The sequence below is a fragment of the Paraburkholderia sp. BR13444 genome (genome assembly GCF_040948755.1).
GTDB classification, from domain to species: Bacteria; Pseudomonadota; Gammaproteobacteria; order Burkholderiales; family Burkholderiaceae; genus Paraburkholderia; species Paraburkholderia youngii.
In genome coordinates, this window is record NZ_JBFPKM010000009.1 from 254,132 (window position 1) to 272,816 (window position 18,685).

Here is an 18,685-nt window from a genome sequence, read left to right on the forward strand (position 1 = left end):
CGGCGGCCGTTCGCGGCCGCCTCGCCGATCTTCTCGAGAGATACAGATGATTTTTCGTCAGCTGTTCGATCCTGTTTCGTCGACCTACACGTACCTGCTCGGCGACAGCGGCGAGGCGGTGCTGATCGACCCCGTCTACGAGCAGGTGCCGCGCGATCAGGCACTGCTGCGCGAGCTGGGCCTCTGGCTGCTTACTACGCTCGATACCCACGTGCACGCCGATCACGTAACCGGCGCATGGCGCATGCGTTTGCGTTGCGGCAGCGAGATCGGGCTTGCCGCGGTCGTGGGGGCGAAAGGCGTGACGCGGCCGCTCGCGCATGGCGATCGGATCGACTTCGGCACGCGTCACCTGACCGTGCGCGCGACGCCTGGCCATACGAATGGCTGCCTGACCTACGTGCTCGACGACCAGAGCATGGCCTTTACCGGCGACAGCCTGCTGATTCGCGGCTGCGGCCGCACCGATTTCCAGCAGGGCAGTCCGCAGCAGTTGTTCGCGTCCGTGCGCGAGCAGATCCTGTCGCTGCCGGACGGCTGCCTCCTCTATCCCGCGCACGATTATCGCGGCATCACCGTGACGAGCGTGACCGAGGAGCGGCGCTTCAATCCGCGTCTGGGCGGCGACGTCGACGTCGGTGATTTTGCCGGGTACATGAACAACCTGAATTTGCCGCATCCGAAGCAGATGGCGGTCGCGGTGCCCGCGAACATGCGTTGCGGGCAGCCGGAAGGCGGCGCCGAAGTTGCGACCGAAACACCGGATTGGGCACCGTTGACGCTGCGCTTTAGCGGCGTGTGGGAAATCGAGCCGATGGCGCTGCTCGAGCATGGCGCGAAGTTTCAGATCGTCGATGTACGCGAGGCGCCGGAGTTCATCGATCGTTTGGGTCATCTGCCGGACGCGAAGCTGGTGCCGCTGTCGCAATTGACAGCGCGGCTCGAAGAACTGGATCGCGAGCGGCCGGTGGTCGCGGTGTGCCGGTCCGGCGTGCGCTCGGCGCAGGCGAGCGTATTGTTGACTAAGGCGGGGTTCGGCAAGGTGGCGAATCTTGCCGGTGGGATGCTGCGGTGGCGGACGGAGGGGTTGCCGGTTGCGTCTGACAGCGTTTGACGGGAAGCCGACGCTACGGAACCCCACGAACTCAGCCGCGACCCTGAGGGCCCACGGCGACACCAGCCTTCGAATAGCCAGCGCTCCGTTGCGCCGAGCGCGTAACCAGCCAGATTCCTCCGCATACCAGCACCAGCGCGACGAGATTCTTCAATTCCATGATGTTCTCGTTCAGGCAAATCGCGGACAGCACGGTACCGAACACGGGCACCAGGAAATTGAAAACGGTAACTTTGCCGACCTGGTTATATTTGAGCAGAAGACTCCACAACGTGAAGGCCGCTGCAGAGAGCAACGCCAGGTAGGCCAGCAAAGCCATCGATCCCAGCGTGAACGCGTGCAACGAACCGCCGGTCGCGTACCCCGCCGCAAGCAGAACGGCGCCGCCAAACCCGAGTTGATAACCGGTCATGACCATGACGTCCATACTCTGCGAAATGCGCTTTCCGTAAATCGATGCAGCGGATAGCACGAATGCGGCAATCACGATAAAGCCTTCGCCGAGCAAGGTGAAGGCAAATTCAAACAGACCGTCGCCGAAATTGACGACCATCACGCCGACGAATCCCAGCAGACATCCAAGCGCTTTGCGTGGCGACACCTTATCGTTCTTGTAGATGAAATGGGCAAGCAGCACGCTGAAGAAGGTCGTCGTCGAGTTCAGGATCGAACCGCGAACGCCGGTCGTGTAGGCGAGACCGATATAGAAGAAAACATATTGAATGGCCGTTTGCGTGAAACCCAATAGCATCAGCTGTCCGCTATTGCGTCGATTCAATTCGAAAACAGGTTTCTTTGAAAAGGCAGCAAGAATCAACAACAACAGTCCCGCGAGCACGAACCGGTAGCCCGCGAAGATCAGCTTCGAAGGAATATCGTTTTGTGTGATTCCGAGTAACGCGTAGCCAATTTTGATTGCCGGGTATGAACTGCCCCAAAGCAGGCAGCATAGCGTCGCCACGATGACGAGCACTTTCGGTTGGGTGAAAAACCGCGCGGAATCGCGCGATCCGGTTGTGGCTGAAGGCACGGACATTTTTCGGGTGATGTTGTCTTTGTGCACTATGTGGGCAGGCCACAGCAGTGCTTTTTTATTGCGGTATCGCTTATTTGCTTTTCAGTGATAGCGCATGAAGGCTTCGCGAAATTATACGCAAATGCAATTGTAATGTCAGGGAGGAGCGGCTGCCTCGCGCCTAGCCACGCGTCGAACGTCTACGCGAATTAGGGCCGCGAATACTCATCGGCCATTGCGCGAAAGGCCACGGGCGACCGGACGTTACGCCGGCTGCTATGTGCGCATCACTGTGTCGGGCGATCTTCCGACCATACGCTGGCGAGTGGTGCGCACCTTCACACCTGCGGCGCAGGCACCCGTGGGTCCAATCATTCTGCACCGATCGCGCGATGCCCGCTTGCGCGGCTTCACGCAGTCCGCACGCCGATTGTCGATCCGCGTGCGAGTCGCGTTTACAAAAAAAGCCCTATTTCTTCCTCACGTCCCGCGCTCGCCTGCCACTCGTCGCCGTATCCGCGAACAGGTCGATCACGACCTCGCGCAGCCAGCGATTGCCTTCGTCGTGATGGACCCGTTCGTGCCACAACAAATGGATCGGCGCGGCGGGCAGCGTCATCGGCAGCGCGCGTAGGCTGAGCGAGAACGGCGTGGCCAACTCCAGTGCGAGACGCTCTGGCACCGTGGCGATCAGGTCGGTACGTTGCAGGATGTAGCCCACGCTCATGAAGTGCGGCACCGTCAGTCGCACCTGACGCCGCACGCCGCGCCGTTTCAGCCACTCGTCCACCTGACCGTGGCCGGTGCCGGCCGACACCACCACCAGATGCTCGGCTTCGCGCCACGCGGAAAGCGTGAGCGGCGCCTCTTCGAGTGGGTGGCCGCGTCTGAACAGACAGACGTAGCGCTGATCGAACAGACGCCGCTGATAGAAACCGCCCTTCAACTGCGGCAACAGTCCGATCGCCAGATCGACGCGGCCGTCGGCCATCTCCTTGCTCAGATTGACGCTCGTATTGCGGACCGTATTCATCGCGACGCCTGGCGCGACGCGCGACAATCGTTCCAGCAATGCGGGCAAAAACACGACTTCACCGATGTCGGTCATACCGATCGTCATCGTTCGCATTGCGCGCAGCGGATCGAAGCCCGTCACCGGATTGAGCGCGGCGTGCAAGGTGGCGAGCGCCTGCGAGACCGGTTCCGCGAGACGCAGCGCGAACGGGGTAGGCACCACACCGCCCGGCGCGCGCACGAACAGCGGATCACCCAGCAGGCGGCGCAGCTTCGCGAGCGCATTGCTGACGCCCGGCTGGCTCATGTTCATTTGCTCGGCGACGCTCGCCACGCGCCGCTCCTGCATCAGCCGCTGGAAAAGCAGCAGCAGGTTGAGGTCGAGATCGCTCAGTTCCATGGCTTCGGCATGACTAAAAGGTCATTCACTTCAGTGATGAAGGAGATTCATTTCATCTTATTGAGCAATGACGGTCTAGTGCTGAAAATACCGACACGATAAACCCGCATATCGGAGACACAATCATGACCCGGATGGACCTGAGCATCGCGATCGTCGGCGCCGGCATCGGCGGCCTTACGCTGGCGCTCGCACTACGCGAGCATGGCATCGATGCGCAACTCTATGAGCAGATCGACGAGTTGCGCGAAGTGGGCGCGGCCGTCGCGCTGTCGGCCAACGCGACGCGCTTTTACGAGCGCATGGGACTACGCTCCGCGTTCGACGACGTGTGCGCCGAAGTACCCGGGCTCATCTATCGTGACGGCCGCAGCGGCAGCGTGATTGGCCATCATCGCGGCATGCCCAGCTATCGCGACCAGTTCGGTGGCTCGTACTGGGGCGTCCATCGCGCCGATCTGCAGGCGGTGCTGTCGAAGGCGGTCGGTCTCGAGCACATCGAACTCAGTCATCGGCTGGTCGATCTCGTGCAGCATCCAGATCGCGTGAGCCTCGCGTTCGACAACGGTCGGCGTATCGATGCCGATCTCGTGATCGGCGCCGACGGCGCACGCTCGATCACGCGACGCTGGATGCTCGGCTACGACGACGTGCTGTATTCCGGTTGCTCGGGCTTTCGTGGCATCGTACCGGCCGAGCGCTTGGACCTGTTGCCCGATCCTGAGACGATCCAGTTCTGGGTCGGGCCCGGCGGCCATCTGCTGCATTATCCGATCGGCGACAACGGCGATCAGAACTTCCTGCTGGTCGAGCGTCATCCGTCGCCGTGGCCGTCGCGCGACTGGGTCATGCCATCGACCGAAGGCGAACAACTGCGCCTCTTCAAGGACTGGCATCCGGCCGTCGTGCAGATGATCACGGCGGTGCCGATCAGTCAGCGCTGGGGCCTGTTTCACCGTCCGCCGCTCGGCCGCTGGAGCAAGGGTCGCGTGACGCTGATCGGCGATGCCGCGCATGCGCTCGTGCCGCATCACGGCCAGGGCGCCAATCAATCGATCGAAGATGCCGTGGTGCTGGCCGCGCAACTGGCCAAGGCGGGCCCAGGCAACTGGCGGGAAGCGCAGGAGGGCTACGAGCGTCTGCGCCGGGGCCGCACGCGCAAGGTGCAGTACGCGTCGATCAGTACCGCGGACGTGCTGCATCTGCCGGACGGCCCCGCCGCGCAGGAACGCAACGCGCGGCTTGGGGTGCGCGATAGCATGCTGCATCACCTCGACTGGATTCACGACTTCGATGCGCTCGCGCAGGAGCCGAGCGACCGGCAAGGGGGTACGTGGCTTTGAGCCTGTCCGTGACGCTTCGATAGCCAGGCGGTTGGCCGCGTGTGACGGCCATGCCTCTGCTATTCGACAAACTGGGCGCCGGTCGCAATTACACCTACGCCGCTGCGAACGGAGCGTTTGTGCAGCACTGGTTCGCAGCCGACGGTCATTTTTGCCAGCTGTTAATGGCCGGTAGCGGCGGGCGATACCACGCTCGGGGTCGCCAGCGTGTTGTTGCTCTTGGGCGCGGGGCTGGCGGTCGTCGAGCCGGTGTCGTTGCTCGGCAGGCCCGAGTTCGGCGCCTTGGCGCCCATGCCGCTGTCCGAGTTGGTGTTGCCCGGCATGCCGTAGCCGCCTGACGTTGTGCCGTTCATCTGATTCGACGGACTGGCGGTGCTGCCTGCGTTTCCGGTCGAACCGCTGCCGCTCTGACCTCCGGCCATCTGCGCAAAAGCGCCTCCCGACAGCGAGAGTGCGGCGACGGCCGCGACTAGTGTGATGGTTGCCTTGCTCATGATCCGCCCCTCCTTGATTGGACTGGAAGATAGACGCAGACGGTTGTCGCCTGCGCTACAGGAAATGTCGCAATCAGCGTGCCGCGCGTTTTCTCGGGTGCTGAGTCGACGGTTGAACTTCACGCAATGACGGCTCGATACAAGTTTTCGGCCGCACGCATGGAATAGTCACGCCCCATGTTCGTTGCGTACCAATCGTTTTTGTCTGGACGAACTCGACCATTGCGATCGCGCCTGATCTGCCGCGAAATCAGCCGCTCCGCCGGAATAAACCCCATGCCGTGCTCGTTCATTGAGCGTTAGGTCCGTTTGGGCAGAACAAGGAGTGCGGTCATGAAGTCTCTACTCGCTATATTCGGCGTCGTTGCATGCGGCGCGGCCGTCGCGACTCTGGTGTCATGCGGCGGCGGGGGCGGCGGTAGCTCGAATTCGAGCAGCACGAGCACGCCGGTTCAGTCGTCGTTCACAGCGACGGCGCTCGTATCCGATGGCGCGGTGCCGGCCGCACACACCGACGCAAATCTGAAAAACCCTTGGGGCGTCGCCTTCAATCCCAAAGGTTTCGCCTGGGTCGCGGACAACGGTACCAACGTCGCGACGCTCTATGACGGCAATGGCGTGCCGCAATCGCTGGTCGTCACGATACCCGACGGCAAGAACGGCTCCGCATCCCCGACTGGCATCGTGTTCAACGGAACACAAAGCTTCCTCGTCACGGAAAACGGCAAGTCCGGAGTCGCCGCATTCATCTTCACGGGCGAAGGCGGCACCATCACCGCTTGGGCGCCCGCCGTCGGGCCGACCAATGCGTTCGTCATGTACGACGATGGTGCCGGTGGTGCCGTCTATAAGGGCCTCGCGCTCGCCGCCATGAACAATGGCAACTTCCTCTACGCGACGGACTTCCATAACAACAAGATCGACGTCTTCGATAGCTCGTTCACGAAGGTCTCGATGCCCGGCGCGTTCACGGACCCTGCGATGCCGGCGGGCTTCGCGCCGTTCGGCATTCAGGCAATCGGCTCGAATCTGTTCGTCACCTATGCAATGCAGGACGCAGCCAAACACGACGATGTCCCGGGCGCGGGGCTCGGCATGGTCGATGTGTACGACACCGCGGGCAATCTGAAGCAACGCTTCGCAACAGGCGGTCCGCTGAACGCGCCGTGGGGCATTGCGCAGGCGCCCGCGAGTTTCGGCTCGATGAGCGGCGCAATCATAATCGGCAATTTCGGCGATGGCATGATCAATGCGTTCAACGCATCGAGCGGGCAGTCGATGGGACCGATCAGTGGACCGAACAACAGCCCGATCGTCGAACACGGCATATGGGGCATCGCGTTCGGCAACGACCTCAGCAATCAGCCTTCCAGCACGCTCTTCTTCGCGGCGGGCCCGAATGCCGAAGCAGATGGCGTCTACGGAAGAATCGATCTGAATACGGCAACGTCGAGCTCGGGCACGGGCACGGGCACGGGCACGGGCACGGGTACGGGCACGGGCACGGGTACGGGCACAAGCGCGGGCGGAGGGATGAGCGTTGGAATGTAGCGCCAAGCGCGTAATGGACAAACGCCGCCCTTGATGCGAGAGCGGCGGGATTTCTTTATCCTCGACCCGCGAGAGCGGGATCGATCTCGTTGTGTGTCAGGCCGAAAGCCGCCATGCGAGCACGATGATCCGGTGAGCCCAGATATGAACGAAGGGCCTGGTTTACCGCCTGGATCAGATCGCTGTTACTTCTATTGAACGAGAATGCCCCGAGCGGCGGCTTCTGCTGCTGGCCCTTCGTTCCCGGTTCGTGCGCGACGGACTCGAGCATTGAGCCTCCGATCCGGTTCGCCACTATCCGATTCCCCAAGGCCGTGCTCGCATAGGCATCGATGGCGCCGGAGAGCACCGCTTCGATAGCATCGGCCTGATGCTCGAAGACGGTAATCTGATCCTCGCTGACGCCAGATGCTCTCGCCGAGTCGTGCTGAACCTGTCCGGCTATGATGCCAACGCGCGCGTCAGCGCGTTTGGCGAGTGACGCGTAGCTGTCGAGCGCTTTTGGGTTTCCACTCCGAACCAGAAAACCGTCTGCGATTCCCCATACCGGGACGCTGAACGCGACCCTATCGGCGCGTTCGCGCGTGACGAACAGCGGAACGTTCATATCCCACCTGCCTGCTTCGACGCCGGGCAGGAGTTCACTAAACGATGTCAGATGGTGCTCGATTCGGGTGACACCGATCGCCCGAAGCACCGTTTCGGCCAGAGCGATGTCGGCACCGGTGGCAGTACCATCTGTTTCCATCCAACCGAACGGGGGCTCTTCGATGTACGCAATCGTGACCTTCATGGCTGGGTCTCCCACTTCTTGCCGTTACGTAATGGTCGCAAACCTGCTCCGCATTGCATCGCGCGAATCGGCAGTTTCTCAGGGAAAAAATTTTCGCGCTCGCCACAATATTCGCGCTGCTGAAACGTCTTCAGGCGCATGGAACCGCCACCCACCTCGCACCCGATGACCGACCGAGACAGCGACATCACCGCGACCGTGGTGCGCGAGCGCACGAGGCTCGTCAATTTTATCCGGCGTCGGATACGCGACCCGGACGATGCCGAGGACATCCTGCAGGATGTGTTCCACGAATTCGTGCAGGCTTACCGGCTTCCGGCTCCGATCGAACAGGCGAGCGCGTGGCTTTTTCGCGCGGCGCGCAATCGCATCATCGATCGTTTTCGCAAGAAGAAGGAGCAACCGCTGGCCGATCTGTCCGAGGCCGAGGACGACGCCAGCGGCGAGTATCGTCTCGACCTCGCGCTGCCGGCGCACGATGCCGGTCCCGAAGCCCTCTACGCTCGCGCTGTATTGCTCAAGGCTCTGCAGGATGCGCTCGATGAATTGCCGCCGAATCAACGTGAGGTATTTATCGCGCACGAACTGGAGGGGCGGTCCTTCAAAGACATGGTGGCGGAAAGCGGCGTCGCGCTCAACACGCTGCTCGCGCGCAAGCGCTACGCGGTCTTGCATCTGCGCGCGCGACTGCAGGCCATTTACGACGAACTGGATATTTAGAGGAGTCGACGGATGAAGTTTCGAATCAGATGCGTGGGTAAAGCGCTGCTCGTGGTGGTCGCCATAGCCGTGCTCGGGTTGGTGGTGATGACGCTATGGAATTGGGTGATGCCGGCGCTATTCGCTGGCGCCCGCGCGATCGACTTCGCGCATGCGTTGGGCTTGCTGGTTTTGAGCCGCATCCTGTTTGGCGGATTCCGCGGACATGGCGGCTGGCGCGGACGGCGTCACTGGCGAAAATGGGAAGCGATGACGCCCGAAGAGCGCGAGCATTTTCAGGCGGCATGGCGATCGGGCCGCGACCGGCGCGACGGAGATTGAACATGCGCGAGGAATCGACGGTCGACTGCAAACAGCGGTCGGGCGTGATTGCGCCGGTCGTGCGGTCTTTGTGTGGCGGCGTGCCCTGAAGGCGCGATCAATCTCGCCAGAACGGCATAGCGGTACACGTCAAGGAGCGCATATGGCTTCGTCAACCACGGATCTTCTGCGACGGCTTCACGAACAGAGTCAGACAGAGGTGATAGCCCGCGCACGCGCGCAATTCCAGGGATCGAGTGAGGAGTTTCTGACTCTGTCGGAGGATTACGAAACCCTCGCGCCGCGACTGCGTGGACGGTTTCTCGAAACGCTCGGACTATCCAGCGAAGATTTCGAATCGTCGCAAGGCCCGCCTTTATCGTTGGCGGTGTCGGCGGAAACGGGAAGGTTTTTGCGCAACATGGTGCTTTCGCACAAACCAGCTCGAATCCTCGAACTCGGCAGTTCGTGCGGGGTGTCCACGCTGTATTTCGCCGAGGCTCTTCGCATGTTAGGCAGTGGCATGGTTGTCGCGACTGAACTCGATGCCGGCAAGTGCGCGCAACTTCGGGCCCATGTCGGAATGGCGGGCGTAGACGCTTATGTCGACGTGCGGGAGGGCGATGTGTTCGAGACCGTTGCCGAGTTGGACGGTACTTTCGACATGGTGTTTATCGACGTATGGGCCGACAGCTATCTGAATCTGTTCAAGCGGATCGAGCGCCTGCTGCGGCCGGGGTCGATCGTTCTCGCCGACAATATGTACACAGCCGAGGACGCCGTTCGGCCATACAAGCGCTATCTCGACGGCGATTCGCGCTTTTCCACCACGACGCTGAATTTTGAATCGGGGGTCGAATTTACCGTTGTCGTGTCTTAGGCAGAATTCGATTCATGTGCTTGACCGAACAGGGCGAAAAGGCCCTTTCCCCGTGAGGAAAGGGCTTTACCAGGCATTCCGCGGCAGCGGGCTCTATTGCGCTTCACGCCGCCCCAACTTGCATCAAGCCTTCCATTCGTAGGGCTGCAAGAGTTCTTCGAGCGGCGGCTGGGTGACGTTCGCGGTGTAGTTCGTCATCGTCGAGGCGGCGACCACGAGGACGACATCAAGCACCAGCGCCTGATCGAAGCCGGCCTCGGTGAACGCAGCGATGTCGTGGTCGTCGATGCGGCCGCGCTTTTCGATCAGCGTGCGTGCGAGGCGTGACAGCGCCGCAAGCTTGGCGTCCTGCGGGAAGCGGCGTTCGCGGATCGCCTGCACGTCGGTCTCGCTCAGGCCCTCCTTAAGCCCGAGGAATGAGTGGAATGCGACCGGCCAGGCGGAGCCATTGGTCACCGCATTCGTGAGCAGCAGTACCTGCATCTGCTGTTCGTCGAGGTTGCCGCCGTGCGCCTGATTGAACACGCTCACGAGGGCGGTGATCAGTCTCGGTGAGCCCGCCATTTTGGCAGGCATATTGGGCACCATACCGAATATCTCGGCGAGGCTGTTCAGCGCGGGCTTCGATTGTTCGGGTGCGGATTCGAGCGTATAGGTGGGAAAGTTGGCCATGGTATTTCCTTGAGGTTCGGGGGATATCGCTGGGTACGTTCGGGCGACATGCACAGATTAGTCAGAGGCGCGAGTCCCGCCAATTACATGGCAGGTAATAAACGAACCACACTATTCACGGGGCGCGGCGAGCAAAGCGATATGCCGCGCCTCAGCGGACTTACGGAATAAGCCTTCCGCCGCGCTCGTTTACTGCACGTATCGCGCAATTCACGAAGCGCTCATGCCATCGCACAGGCAGGGGTATCTGTTTGTCCGATGAATTGGCCGCGGCAATCGCTCGACGTCAGACACGCGCGATATGTCGATTCAAAGGAGGGCGCCATGTATGCCACTTACAGAGTCACCATCCTCGCAGGTGTGATCGCGCTCGGGATGACATCGCATGCAAGCTGGGCGGAGCAAACCGTTGACGCAACATTGCTATCGGACTCGATCCAGCTCGGGACGCACACCGTCAAGGCGGGTCCCATCACGCTTGAAGTCAAGAATGCTGCGGACAACAACATGGAACACGAACTCGTGGTGCTCAAGACAGATCTCTCGGACGATGCACTGCCCGTCAGCAAAGGACAGGTGCTGGAGCGCAGGCTGAAAAAGATCGGCGAAGTGGAAGACATCGCGCCGGGCAAGAGCAAGCGCGTGTCGTTCAAGCTTGCGCCTGGCCACTACGCGTTAATCTGCAACAAGGCGGGACACTATGCAGCGGGAATGCACACGGCGCTCGTCGTCACGCCGTAGAGCATGCTTACTCACAAGCGAGCCACCGCAAACGGTGTTCGCCTTCACCAGGTGACAGTCGCAGCGGAGCGTGGTTCTGTGCATGCATGGCTGGGCGCAGAATAAAGAGCTAGCGTTTGATCAAATCGCAAAAAGTACTGCGGCTACGCAAAGCATCATGATGACCAGGCTAGAACGGTTCCTGAACGCATATACGATCGGGTCGTCATGCATCTGGCCTCGGAACGCTACCATCCAGACGCGGCTGATCCAGTACAGCACGAGAACAAAGAAGATCCAAAGCCTGTGGGGATGACGATACAAGCCCGTGACGGCAGCAGAATTCATGTAGAGCGCAAGAACGAGCACCGCGACATAGCCCGCAGCGGGTCCAAACGAGCGCACGATGCTCATGTCCGCCGTCAGATAACCTCGGCCAGACGTGGAGTCCTTGCCCTCCCGCTGCATTTTGTCGAGTTCGGTATAGCGCTTCACCAACGCGAGACTGAGGAATATCATCACCGAGAACATGATTAGCCAGTCTGACGGCACGACATCGACCGCCGCGCCCCCGGCCACGATGCGGGTGGTATAGAGCGCAGCCAGCGTGAAGACATCTACGAGCATCACCCGCTTCAGGTGGAAGGAATAAGCGAGTGTCATTGCGACGTAACACGCTAGCACGAGCTGAAACGCCGGCGGCAGAAAAACCGCCAGGCTCGCCGATGCCAGCAACAGGACGAACAACATGCCAATGCCGCTAACTAGCGGCAACTCGCCTGACGCAAACGGACGTTTGCACTTGCGACTATGGCGCCTGTCCGCGTCGAGATCGAGCATGTCATTCAATATATATACCGAAGACGCACACAAGCAGAACGAAAGAAATGCGATCCCGGCAACCTTCAGTGCGTCGATATTCGTGAAGCGATGCGACGCAAGAAGCGGCACGAAGATCAACAGGTTTTTCACCCACTGATAGACGCGCATTTCCCGTACGGCCAGTCTGAAGAGAGACCGTTTGTTATCGAAGATGACCGTGGTTTGATTCACCTTCCGCGCGGCCGCCTGGATGCTCTTTCCTCCAACGACGATCGCCGTGCGCGACTGCTTCCACACCGGCAGATCGGCTCGCGCGTTTCCGCAATAGTCGAACCCTTGCACGCCAAACTCCGCCGTTAAAACCGACGCCTTGTTCGTGCCTGACAGACTGATCGACTCGTTGCTCGACATCACCCCTTTGAAGAATCCGAGGTGACGCGCGATCTGTTCGGCAAACCGTTGATTCCCCGCAGTGCAGAGATAGAGGTCGCGACCGGCCGCGCTCTCTTTCTTCAAAAAGTCGATCAGGCGCCCGTTGTATGGCAGCAGTGACACGTCGATTGCGGCGTGTTCGGCTATCTGCGCTTTTAGATAAGCCTTTCCGCGCAGCAACCATTCCAGACAATAGAGCAGATAGAGCGGATTTCGCTTGACGAGGGCGAAAAACGACTCGATCAGAAGATCGCTGGACGTCAGTGTCCCATCCAGATCAACGCAAAGTGGGATGGCAGCCATAGTGACCTCGATGTACCTGAATCGTCATCAAACCTTCCAAAGTTTGAGCAATGCAAAGCCGCATTGAGCCGCTGGATCAGCCCGCGAGCGCACGCGCCGCTGCCGCGACCCATTTCTGCGTCGTCGGCTCGGTCGGGTTCTCAACTTTCATGGCGTTGCAAAAGGAGTCTGGCGAGCGCAATCGCCGGCTCTGCCAGCCACGAACATCTCCTGATTCCAGTGAATTTTTCTACTTGAGAAGCGCAACTGCGGCTGGAACGCGCCATGCTGCAGTGGAGGGTGCGCGCACGTTCCCTGCATGAAGATCGTGATCGTCATGCACTCGATCCTTGTCTGACCGCTGGCTATCGCCTGTTCGCTGCGCAGCAGCGAAAACGTTAGAACCTGCAGCGAGCATAGACCTGCCGGCTCCAAGCGGTGTGACAGGGGCTCGGAATGTGGTGATCTTGGCCGATAACGTTGAACACTCACCACGTCAAGGTGCACGCATCGAGTTTCGAGGCACCACCCATCGAGCCGCGTTATTTGTGCGGCGCTCCGACAGCAGAAAAGTGCCTTGGCGGTTCGCGCAATGCGAGCTTGTGCAACGCCACACAAATGCACATAATCGGCAGTAGTGTTCGACATCGCTATCGTTCCTCCTCTACTTCGTTCATCCCAACCCCGGCCGTGCATTGTGTTGTCGTTGGCATGCTTCGATGGTCAGAGCGGTGACCTGATAGAGGGCGGGCATGCGTCGACGGACGGGGGGTCTCCATCAACCAGAGAAGGCCCGCATTTCCACGATGACGAAAGACGCCACTCAGCGCGTGAACTCCACGCGGAAATCGATGAGGATGCAAGCCGCCCTCGAGCGTGTGAACTGGACGCAGCTGTGCGACCAGATCCTCATCTTCGTATTCGGCTCGTCGCTATATGCCGCAATCCTCTACAACTTCGACATCAATAGCGGCGTGCTGGCGGGAATCTGGGCGTTCGCGATCGTTGTAGCCGTCGTCATCTATGGCTATGTTTCCCGTTTCGAATGGCGCACCACGATCGTTACGGTACTATTCATCGCGGTGGTGTTGTTTGCTTTCGGATTCCTGCGGGAATTCAGTTTCGACGGCTTGAACTACCACGTCGCGACACCGCTATCGATAGACCACACCCTAAACGGCATCGCCGATACCGACGCACTGGGCGGAAGTTTCTGGGCCGAACACTACCCCAAGGCATTTGAATATTTTGCATACACGGCCAAGGTTCTGGCTTCACGATTCAATAGTGGAAAGTCATTTACGCTATTGCTCAGTGTTCCTGCCTGTGTTGCTCTAATGCGTGTGCTCCAGTCAGCGGGAATCTCTGCCAGAGCTTCACTGATTGCTTCGGCTTGCTGCGTTTATAACCCGGTGGTGCTCGGCCAGGTGACGAGTTTTTATGTCGACGCTGCGCATTACTTCTGCTGGGTCATCTTTTCCGTCCATTTGCTTTTCGCGCTCAAGCGTAGGCCTTATTCCAGAGTTCAACTAGGTATCGCACTCGTGCTTCTGATCGGCTCGAAGCTGACAGGACCGGCCTTCGCCGCCATCTCGATCGCTGTTCTCTTCACAGCGGCGTTTATTGGCGGCGAAAAGAGACGCTTTCTGACTCAGAACCGGGGAGTTATCGGAGAGCTGGTCATCTGGTCTTTTGTTGCTGTCGCAGTGATCGGCTATTCGCCGTACGTGGAGAACATAGTCGCTGGAAAACACCTTTTCTACCCCGTGCTGGGCAGCGACAAGGTCGATATCATCGGTGGAAGAGTGTCAGCAGACTTTCTTGCAATGAATCCTTTGCAAAGGATATTCCTCTCGTATTTCTCGCTGCCGCTGGATTGCAGGCCGTGCGAGAACGCAGAGCCTACCTTCGTCCCGTCATACGAACACTTGCGCGACGCGTTTATTGCGCTGCACACGGCTGCTACGCGTTTTGGCGCATTCGGACCCTTCTTCGGGGTTATGTTTATTGCGTGCATCGTTTCTTTGTTCTGGAGGAGGAGAGGCGGCGGTGAGATTGCGAAGATATTTCTTCTCGCGACGTTAGCGAGCGTCCTGCTACATCCGCAATCTTGGTGGGCCCGCTACGTCCCGATGTTTTATATGGTCCCTTTTCTGGTCATTGCGGGCTTTTCATCCGCTCGGAAACTATTCCATGTGGTAGTCGCCGTCGCCATCGCGAACTCGGTTCTCGCCGCGGCAAGCGTTACCGGCTACCTCCTGCTGAAGGAAACGCACTACAAAAACCAGGTGGCTGCAGTGCGCACAATGTGCGGTGAAGAACCAATATTGCTAGCATCTTCGGAGATGAATTGGGAAGCGGATTTGCGCGACGACCGTCTCGTTGTTGTTGCGGCGGGAAGGCATCCGGCCAATTCGAGTTGTCCCGTGAACTTCGACGAGATGATGGTAATGAAGAAGTAGGCGTCTAGCGCGTAATCCTCTCTATTGCTCAAGTGACAGAATGGGTTCTCGCTGAAGACCACTGTCGAGCGGCACCGATCTATTTGAGCCCCAAACGCTGCCTGACCAAACTGTGCAACTCGGGAAGAGCTTTCCGGCGCACGAAGGATTCTGGGTCCTCAATGTCGATTTCGTGGAGAGCCTGATTGGGCCCGGCTACGGGGACTGAAATCGGCACCCCAGATCTTGCGTTCTGCGGCGGTATCCAGGTTCCTACCAATTTGCCATTTTGGCTGATGACAGAGATTTTCGACATTTCAGTTCCAGTCCTGGATGTTCAGATTGTGCGGAACCGGACGCGGACCGGGATTTGTGATCGTAATCGTGTAATTCAGACCGTTATTAGTCGCGATCACGCCCTGATTGACGGTCACAAGCACGTCGCTGCCGATCACATCGTCGATGATGTTTGGCGCTTGAACAACGACACCTCCGTCGAGCCCGCCACCGACTGCCGTGGTCCAGGTGACCGTTTGCTCTGGCTCCAAAGTAAAAAGCCCGCCTACTGAACGATATTGAGCCATGGTGTTAGGGCCTCCAATGCTCATCTTGCGGATATGCAAAGATCATAGTTCATTCCAGCGACAATCAGCAGGCATATTCGCTCGCCGCCAAACGTGGCAATGCCCACAACAAAGACGCATTTGCAGCGTGGCGCAAAAGAAGCTATTCGGGAGATGACGCAAAGCGAGCGTCAACGAACTGATCCGGCCCGTCTCAGCTAGAGATGGCTCGAACTTGTCGCGATGCCGCCTGCATCCGTTGGGACTTCTGTTTTTCCAACCATTGCAGCGATTCCTGCACGACCTCGGGCGGGACTTCATTGAAGGACGCGTTGCGAATCAGCGCCTCGCTTGCGGCAATGTCGTTGAACTGCCCCAGCTTGTTCTGCACGGATGTCAGTTCCTTGATGATGCGACCGTGTCTGCCTTTGATAACGGGTTGAAAAAACTCCAGCAGGTACCTCAGTTTTTTGCCTGCTTTTCTGACATCGTGGAGATACTCCTCGTGGGGGTCCACGCTACGTGCAGCGCGTTTGCTGCGCTTTTGAAGTGCGCGTTGCGCTAAACGGACACGCTTTTCGGCGAACGCCCGAATGGGTAGACCGTCACAGCGCGACAGCAGGGTGGTTTGCGCGCGAAGCAGGGCATCGTTCAGGAACGCCTCGACATCGTCGCTTTTGATCGTCGTCCGACTATGCACGACCGCCTGCGCTCGCCTCTCGCGCGCCGCGGCCACCAGCGGTTCGATCGAGGCGCCGGACTGCTGGGCGGCTTTCAGCAGATCGGCTGCTATGTCCCAGTCACGCGTTCCGCCTGCGACGGCCGCAAGACGCTTGAATTCTTCTGTGACTTGGGCGGTCGATTCGTCTCCGAGGTATGGGGAGTACGCCCAGTACAAAGCCCGAAGCTTTCTGAAAGCAACGCGAAGCTGATGAAACCCTTCGGCGTCGCTCTGCGTGGATAGCTCTTTTGCCCTTTGCACGGCTTCAGCCACCACCGGCGCCGCGAGCGACGAGAAGGTGCTGGCAATGGAACTCGATTTAGACAGTGATGAACCGGCCGTCCGGCGGTTGACCTTGAAGAGCGCATTTGGCCGTGGCAAGGACCAGTCACCATCCATATCCATTGCAGCCTCGAATCGGAAAAAATATACTGCCGAGACCTTACCACAGGGAGCTTCGACCGCCGCGATTGTGACGCGCTGATGACAGGCTTTAATGTGCCGCGCGTTCATTGTCCGCGCTTCGAAAACATCACCGCATTCTGCGGTTCTGTATTAGCATGCTCAACTATGTCTGATAACGCCCGATACGCCGCCGCGTCGTGAGCGTCTTGAGAGCATCCAGGGCATAAGTGGGAGTTCGGTTTGAAGAAACGCGCCACCGTGATCTGTCGCAGAGGTAAGCGAATCCTTCTGGTCGCACGTAGTGCATCAAAGTGGGCTTTGCCGGGCGGGATTCTCAAGCGTGGCGAACATCGCACTGACGCCGCACTTCGGGAGCTCAAGGAAGAAACACAACTCTCCGGGAAGTCAGCCAAGCACCTTTTCGACTTCCGCGGCAAGCAGAAGCACCATCACGTGTTTTCCTGCGAAATTCCGAATCGCGCCAAAGCTCGCCCGAGTAACGAAATATCCAGGTGTCGCTGGTTTCACCTGGATGACATTCCTCGCCTCGTGACCAGCGGGCCGACGACCGATATCGTGAAGCTGATGAATCAGCGGCGCAGGAAGTAGCACTGCCAGCAGTGAGACGAGCGAGACCGGCGCACCAGTCTCGCTCCAATTTCAAAGTCCCGCCAACTACGCCGCCAACTTCAGCGCCTGCGCAAAATCGGCAATCAGGTCGTCGATGTCCTCGATGCCCGCCGAGAGCCGCAGCATGCCGTCGGAAATGCCCATCGCCTTGCGCGTTTCCGGCCCGGCTTCGAAAAAGATCGTCGGCGCAACGGGAATGATCAGCGTGCGCGTGTCGCCGAGACCGGTCGCCTTGACCGGCAGCTTGAGCGCGTTGACGACTTCGACGATGCGATCCGCGTTGAGCAACTCGAACGACAACAGCCATGACGCGCCCTTGAACAGCGTCTGAGCGATCTCGTATTGCGGATGGCTTTTCAGGCCAGGATAGAACACTTTGCCGATCGCTTCGTGCCCTTCGAGAAACTGGGCGAGCGCGAGCGCATTGTCGCTGCTTTGTTTCACGCGCAATGCGAGCGTTTCCGCGCCCATCGCGATCGAGTGCGCCTGCTCGGACGACAATGACGCTCCCATGTCTCGCAGGCCCTTCTTGCGGATCTGCAGAAGCCCCTGATCCTTCGCCGCCGAGCGCCGATAGTCGTCGGCGATATTCGGATACGCGCTCCAGTCGAACAGGCCCGTATCCGTCACCGCGCCACCGAGCGCGGCGCCATGACCCGCAATGGTTTTGGTCAGCGAATTGATGACGAGGCTCGCGCCGACCGCCTTTGGCTTGAACAAGGCAGGCGAGGTAATCGTGTTGTCGACCACGTACGCGATGCCGCGCTCGCGGCACACGTCACCGATACCTTGCAGGTCCGGAATCTGCGTGCCCGGATTCGCGATGGTTTCGACGAACACCATGCGCGTATTCGGCCGGATTGCGTTCTCCACGTCGTCGACGTTGCACGCGTCGACGGTCGTCACTTCGACGCCGAGCGACCGCAATGTGCCGAACAGACTGTTGGTGTTGCCGAACACGTAACGGCTCGACACGAGATGATCGCCCGCGCGCAGCAGCGTGAGGAACGTCGCGGTGATGCCGGCCATGCCGGTGCTGAAGCAGACCGTGCCGACGCCTTCTTCGAGGCTGGTGATCTTGCGCTCGAGCGCGGCGGTGGTGGGGGTGCCTTGCCGTGCGTAATTGAAGCCGCCTTTCTTCGTGCCCTGGAACACGCCGATCAGGTCCTCGACGCGCTCGAAACCATATTGCACGGACGTATGAACTGGCTGACGCAAGGCGCCGTGCTCAGTGCCCGCGGTTCTGTCGCCGTGAACGATGCCAGTGGTGAAACCTTGCTTGTCCATTCCTTCTCCGCCTTTTCAGATCGATTGCTTCCGACCGATTATCGCCTGTAACCGACCGCCGGCGAAGTCCTTAGCGTCCCGCCCGG

General features: G+C 59.6%; 21 protein-coding genes and 1 pseudogene. 10 read left to right on the forward strand and 12 right to left on the reverse strand.

Features of this window, described 5'->3' with window-relative positions; all coding sequences use genetic code 11:
* Nucleotides 1–46: 46 nt before the first annotated feature.
* A complete protein-coding gene (locus AB3X95_RS25190; RefSeq protein ID WP_176106934.1) occupies nt 47–1,114 on the forward strand; it encodes a rhodanese-like domain-containing protein in 1,068 nt (355 codons plus the stop codon).
* Between the two features lie 31 nt (nt 1,115–1,145).
* On the opposite strand, the gene AB3X95_RS25195 is transcribed toward AB3X95_RS25190, so the two are convergent.
* Nucleotides 1,146–2,150, reverse strand: coding sequence for a DMT family transporter (locus AB3X95_RS25195; protein WP_368622898.1), 1,005 nt, complete (start codon nt 2,148–2,150; stop codon nt 1,146–1,148).
* Nucleotides 2,151–2,598: 448 nt separating this feature from the next.
* Nucleotides 2,599–3,543 carry a LysR family transcriptional regulator gene (locus tag AB3X95_RS25200; RefSeq protein ID WP_176120990.1) on the reverse strand — a complete coding sequence of 315 codons (945 nt, stop codon included), beginning with the start codon at nt 3,541–3,543 and terminating at the stop codon, nt 2,599–2,601.
* Between the two features lie 125 nt (nt 3,544–3,668).
* Here AB3X95_RS25200 and AB3X95_RS25205 point away from each other — a divergent pair, with 125 nt between their 5' ends.
* Complete coding sequence (locus AB3X95_RS25205; RefSeq protein ID WP_368622838.1) at nt 3,669–4,886, forward strand: FAD-dependent monooxygenase; 1,218 nt, start codon at nt 3,669–3,671, stop codon at nt 4,884–4,886.
* Between the two features lie 161 nt (nt 4,887–5,047).
* On the opposite strand, the gene AB3X95_RS25210 is transcribed toward AB3X95_RS25205, so the two are convergent.
* Both AB3X95_RS25210 and AB3X95_RS25215 read right to left on the reverse strand, forming a co-directional pair.
* Nucleotides 5,048–5,380, reverse strand: a complete 333-nt coding sequence (locus tag AB3X95_RS25210) for a hypothetical protein (RefSeq protein ID WP_176120992.1) — start codon at nt 5,378–5,380, stop codon at nt 5,048–5,050.
* A 119-nt stretch (nt 5,381–5,499) separates the two neighbouring features.
* Nucleotides 5,500–5,673, reverse strand: coding sequence for a hypothetical protein (locus AB3X95_RS25215; protein WP_368622839.1), 174 nt, complete (start codon nt 5,671–5,673; stop codon nt 5,500–5,502).
* Between the two features lie 40 nt (nt 5,674–5,713).
* On the opposite strand from AB3X95_RS25215, the gene AB3X95_RS25220 reads away from it, so the two are divergent.
* Nucleotides 5,714–6,931: a TIGR03118 family protein gene (locus AB3X95_RS25220; protein ID WP_368622840.1), complete on the forward strand. Its 1,218-nt coding sequence runs from the start codon at nt 5,714–5,716 to the stop codon at nt 6,929–6,931.
* A gap of 55 nt (nt 6,932–6,986) precedes the next feature.
* Here AB3X95_RS25220 and AB3X95_RS25225 read toward each other — a convergent pair whose 3' ends face one another.
* Both AB3X95_RS25225 and AB3X95_RS25230 read right to left on the reverse strand, forming a co-directional pair.
* Nucleotides 6,987–7,724 carry a transporter substrate-binding domain-containing protein gene (locus AB3X95_RS25225; RefSeq protein ID WP_368622841.1) on the reverse strand — a complete coding sequence of 246 codons (738 nt, stop codon included), beginning with the start codon at nt 7,722–7,724 and terminating at the stop codon, nt 6,987–6,989.
* The gene (locus AB3X95_RS25230) at nt 7,721–7,864 is read right to left on the reverse strand and encodes a hypothetical protein (protein ID WP_176120995.1); all 144 of its coding nucleotides are present in this window, start codon (nt 7,862–7,864) and stop codon (nt 7,721–7,723) included. Before AB3X95_RS25230 ends, AB3X95_RS25225 begins: the two co-directional genes overlap by 4 nt.
* Here AB3X95_RS25230 and AB3X95_RS25235 point away from each other — a divergent pair.
* The 4 genes and pseudogenes from AB3X95_RS25235 (at nt 7,863) to AB3X95_RS25250 (ending at nt 9,624) form a co-directional block, all read left to right on the forward strand.
* The gene (locus AB3X95_RS25235) at nt 7,863–8,444 is read left to right on the forward strand and encodes an RNA polymerase sigma factor (protein WP_176106926.1); all 582 of its coding nucleotides are present in this window, start codon (nt 7,863–7,865) and stop codon (nt 8,442–8,444) included. The two genes, AB3X95_RS25230 and AB3X95_RS25235, sit on opposite strands and share 2 nt — an antisense overlap.
* 12 nt (nt 8,445–8,456) lie before the next feature.
* Nucleotides 8,457–8,765 (forward strand): hypothetical protein, encoded by a 309-nt coding sequence (locus AB3X95_RS25240; RefSeq protein ID WP_184225325.1) that lies wholly within the window; start codon nt 8,457–8,459, stop codon nt 8,763–8,765.
* A 2-nt stretch (nt 8,766–8,767) separates the two neighbouring features.
* Nucleotides 8,768–8,885, forward strand: a pseudogene (locus AB3X95_RS25245) (4Fe-4S binding protein).
* A 22-nt stretch (nt 8,886–8,907) separates the two neighbouring features.
* Nucleotides 8,908–9,624 (forward strand): O-methyltransferase, encoded by a 717-nt coding sequence (locus AB3X95_RS25250; protein WP_368622842.1) that lies wholly within the window; start codon nt 8,908–8,910, stop codon nt 9,622–9,624.
* Between the two features lie 123 nt (nt 9,625–9,747).
* Here the strand turns inward: AB3X95_RS25250 and AB3X95_RS25255 are convergent, their stop codons facing one another.
* The gene (locus AB3X95_RS25255; RefSeq protein WP_176120999.1) at nt 9,748–10,296 is read right to left on the reverse strand and encodes a carboxymuconolactone decarboxylase family protein; all 549 of its coding nucleotides are present in this window, start codon (nt 10,294–10,296) and stop codon (nt 9,748–9,750) included.
* A gap of 324 nt (nt 10,297–10,620) precedes the next feature.
* On the opposite strand from AB3X95_RS25255, the gene AB3X95_RS25260 reads away from it, so the two are divergent.
* Nucleotides 10,621–11,037, forward strand: a complete 417-nt coding sequence (locus AB3X95_RS25260; protein ID WP_368622843.1) for a plastocyanin/azurin family copper-binding protein — start codon at nt 10,621–10,623, stop codon at nt 11,035–11,037.
* Between the two features lie 120 nt (nt 11,038–11,157).
* Here AB3X95_RS25260 and AB3X95_RS25265 read toward each other — a convergent pair whose 3' ends face one another.
* Together AB3X95_RS25265 and AB3X95_RS25270 are read right to left on the reverse strand one after the other, a co-directional pair.
* Nucleotides 11,158–12,573, reverse strand: coding sequence for a UbiA family prenyltransferase (locus AB3X95_RS25265; RefSeq protein WP_368622844.1), 1,416 nt, complete (start codon nt 12,571–12,573; stop codon nt 11,158–11,160).
* 147 nt (nt 12,574–12,720) lie between these two features.
* Nucleotides 12,721–12,891, reverse strand: coding sequence for a hypothetical protein (locus AB3X95_RS25270; protein WP_368622845.1), 171 nt, complete (start codon nt 12,889–12,891; stop codon nt 12,721–12,723).
* Between the two features lie 518 nt (nt 12,892–13,409).
* On the opposite strand from AB3X95_RS25270, the gene AB3X95_RS25275 reads away from it, so the two are divergent.
* A complete protein-coding gene (locus AB3X95_RS25275; RefSeq protein ID WP_368622846.1) occupies nt 13,410–15,014 on the forward strand; it encodes a hypothetical protein in 1,605 nt (534 codons plus the stop codon).
* A 296-nt stretch (nt 15,015–15,310) separates the two neighbouring features.
* Here the strand turns inward: AB3X95_RS25275 and AB3X95_RS25280 are convergent, their stop codons facing one another.
* On the reverse strand, nt 15,311–15,577 hold the full coding sequence (locus tag AB3X95_RS25280; RefSeq protein WP_176121003.1) for a hypothetical protein: 267 nt from the start codon (nt 15,575–15,577) through the stop codon (nt 15,311–15,313).
* Between the two features lie 193 nt (nt 15,578–15,770).
* Nucleotides 15,771–16,682, reverse strand: coding sequence for a CHAD domain-containing protein (locus AB3X95_RS25285; RefSeq protein WP_368622899.1), 912 nt, complete (start codon nt 16,680–16,682; stop codon nt 15,771–15,773).
* 240 nt (nt 16,683–16,922) lie between these two features.
* On the opposite strand from AB3X95_RS25285, the gene AB3X95_RS25290 reads away from it, so the two are divergent.
* On the forward strand, nt 16,923–17,291 hold the full coding sequence (locus AB3X95_RS25290) for an NUDIX hydrolase (RefSeq protein WP_176121004.1): 369 nt from the start codon (nt 16,923–16,925) through the stop codon (nt 17,289–17,291).
* A gap of 66 nt (nt 17,292–17,357) precedes the next feature.
* On the opposite strand, the gene AB3X95_RS25295 is transcribed toward AB3X95_RS25290, so the two are convergent.
* Nucleotides 17,358–18,599 (reverse strand): cystathionine gamma-synthase family protein, encoded by a 1,242-nt coding sequence (locus AB3X95_RS25295; protein ID WP_368622847.1) that lies wholly within the window; start codon nt 18,597–18,599, stop codon nt 17,358–17,360.
* Nucleotides 18,600–18,685 lie beyond the last annotated feature (86 nt).

Excerpts from the sequence above, each read along its gene's own strand:
- AB3X95_RS25190 (WP_176106934.1), top strand. The coding sequence starts at position 47 with ATGATTTTTCGTCAGCTGTTCGATCCTGTTTCGTCGACCTACACGTAC.
- AB3X95_RS25195 (WP_368622898.1), bottom strand. The coding sequence starts at position 2,150 with ATGTCCGTGCCTTCAGCCACAACCGGATCGCGCGATTCCGCGCGGTTT.
- AB3X95_RS25200 (WP_176120990.1), bottom strand. The coding sequence starts at position 3,543 with ATGGAACTGAGCGATCTCGACCTCAACCTGCTGCTGCTTTTCCAGCGG.
- AB3X95_RS25205 (WP_368622838.1), top strand. The coding sequence starts at position 3,669 with ATGACCCGGATGGACCTGAGCATCGCGATCGTCGGCGCCGGCATCGGC.
- AB3X95_RS25210 (WP_176120992.1), bottom strand. The coding sequence starts at position 5,380 with ATGAGCAAGGCAACCATCACACTAGTCGCGGCCGTCGCCGCACTCTCG.
- AB3X95_RS25215 (WP_368622839.1), bottom strand. The coding sequence starts at position 5,673 with ATGAACGAGCACGGCATGGGGTTTATTCCGGCGGAGCGGCTGATTTCG.
- AB3X95_RS25220 (WP_368622840.1), top strand. The coding sequence starts at position 5,714 with ATGAAGTCTCTACTCGCTATATTCGGCGTCGTTGCATGCGGCGCGGCC.
- AB3X95_RS25225 (WP_368622841.1), bottom strand. The coding sequence starts at position 7,724 with ATGAAGGTCACGATTGCGTACATCGAAGAGCCCCCGTTCGGTTGGATG.
- AB3X95_RS25235 (WP_176106926.1), top strand. The coding sequence starts at position 7,863 with ATGGAACCGCCACCCACCTCGCACCCGATGACCGACCGAGACAGCGAC.
- AB3X95_RS25230 (WP_176120995.1), bottom strand. The coding sequence starts at position 7,864 with ATGCGCCTGAAGACGTTTCAGCAGCGCGAATATTGTGGCGAGCGCGAA.
- AB3X95_RS25240 (WP_184225325.1), top strand. The coding sequence starts at position 8,457 with ATGAAGTTTCGAATCAGATGCGTGGGTAAAGCGCTGCTCGTGGTGGTC.
- AB3X95_RS25250 (WP_368622842.1), top strand. The coding sequence starts at position 8,908 with ATGGCTTCGTCAACCACGGATCTTCTGCGACGGCTTCACGAACAGAGT.
- AB3X95_RS25255 (WP_176120999.1), bottom strand. The coding sequence starts at position 10,296 with ATGGCCAACTTTCCCACCTATACGCTCGAATCCGCACCCGAACAATCG.
- AB3X95_RS25260 (WP_368622843.1), top strand. The coding sequence starts at position 10,621 with ATGTATGCCACTTACAGAGTCACCATCCTCGCAGGTGTGATCGCGCTC.
- AB3X95_RS25265 (WP_368622844.1), bottom strand. The coding sequence starts at position 12,573 with ATGGCTGCCATCCCACTTTGCGTTGATCTGGATGGGACACTGACGTCC.
- AB3X95_RS25270 (WP_368622845.1), bottom strand. The coding sequence starts at position 12,891 with ATGACGATCACGATCTTCATGCAGGGAACGTGCGCGCACCCTCCACTG.
- AB3X95_RS25275 (WP_368622846.1), top strand. The coding sequence starts at position 13,410 with ATGCAAGCCGCCCTCGAGCGTGTGAACTGGACGCAGCTGTGCGACCAG.
- AB3X95_RS25280 (WP_176121003.1), bottom strand. The coding sequence starts at position 15,577 with ATGGCTCAATATCGTTCAGTAGGCGGGCTTTTTACTTTGGAGCCAGAG.
- AB3X95_RS25285 (WP_368622899.1), bottom strand. The coding sequence starts at position 16,682 with ATGGATATGGATGGTGACTGGTCCTTGCCACGGCCAAATGCGCTCTTC.
- AB3X95_RS25295 (WP_368622847.1), bottom strand. The coding sequence starts at position 18,599 with ATGGACAAGCAAGGTTTCACCACTGGCATCGTTCACGGCGACAGAACC.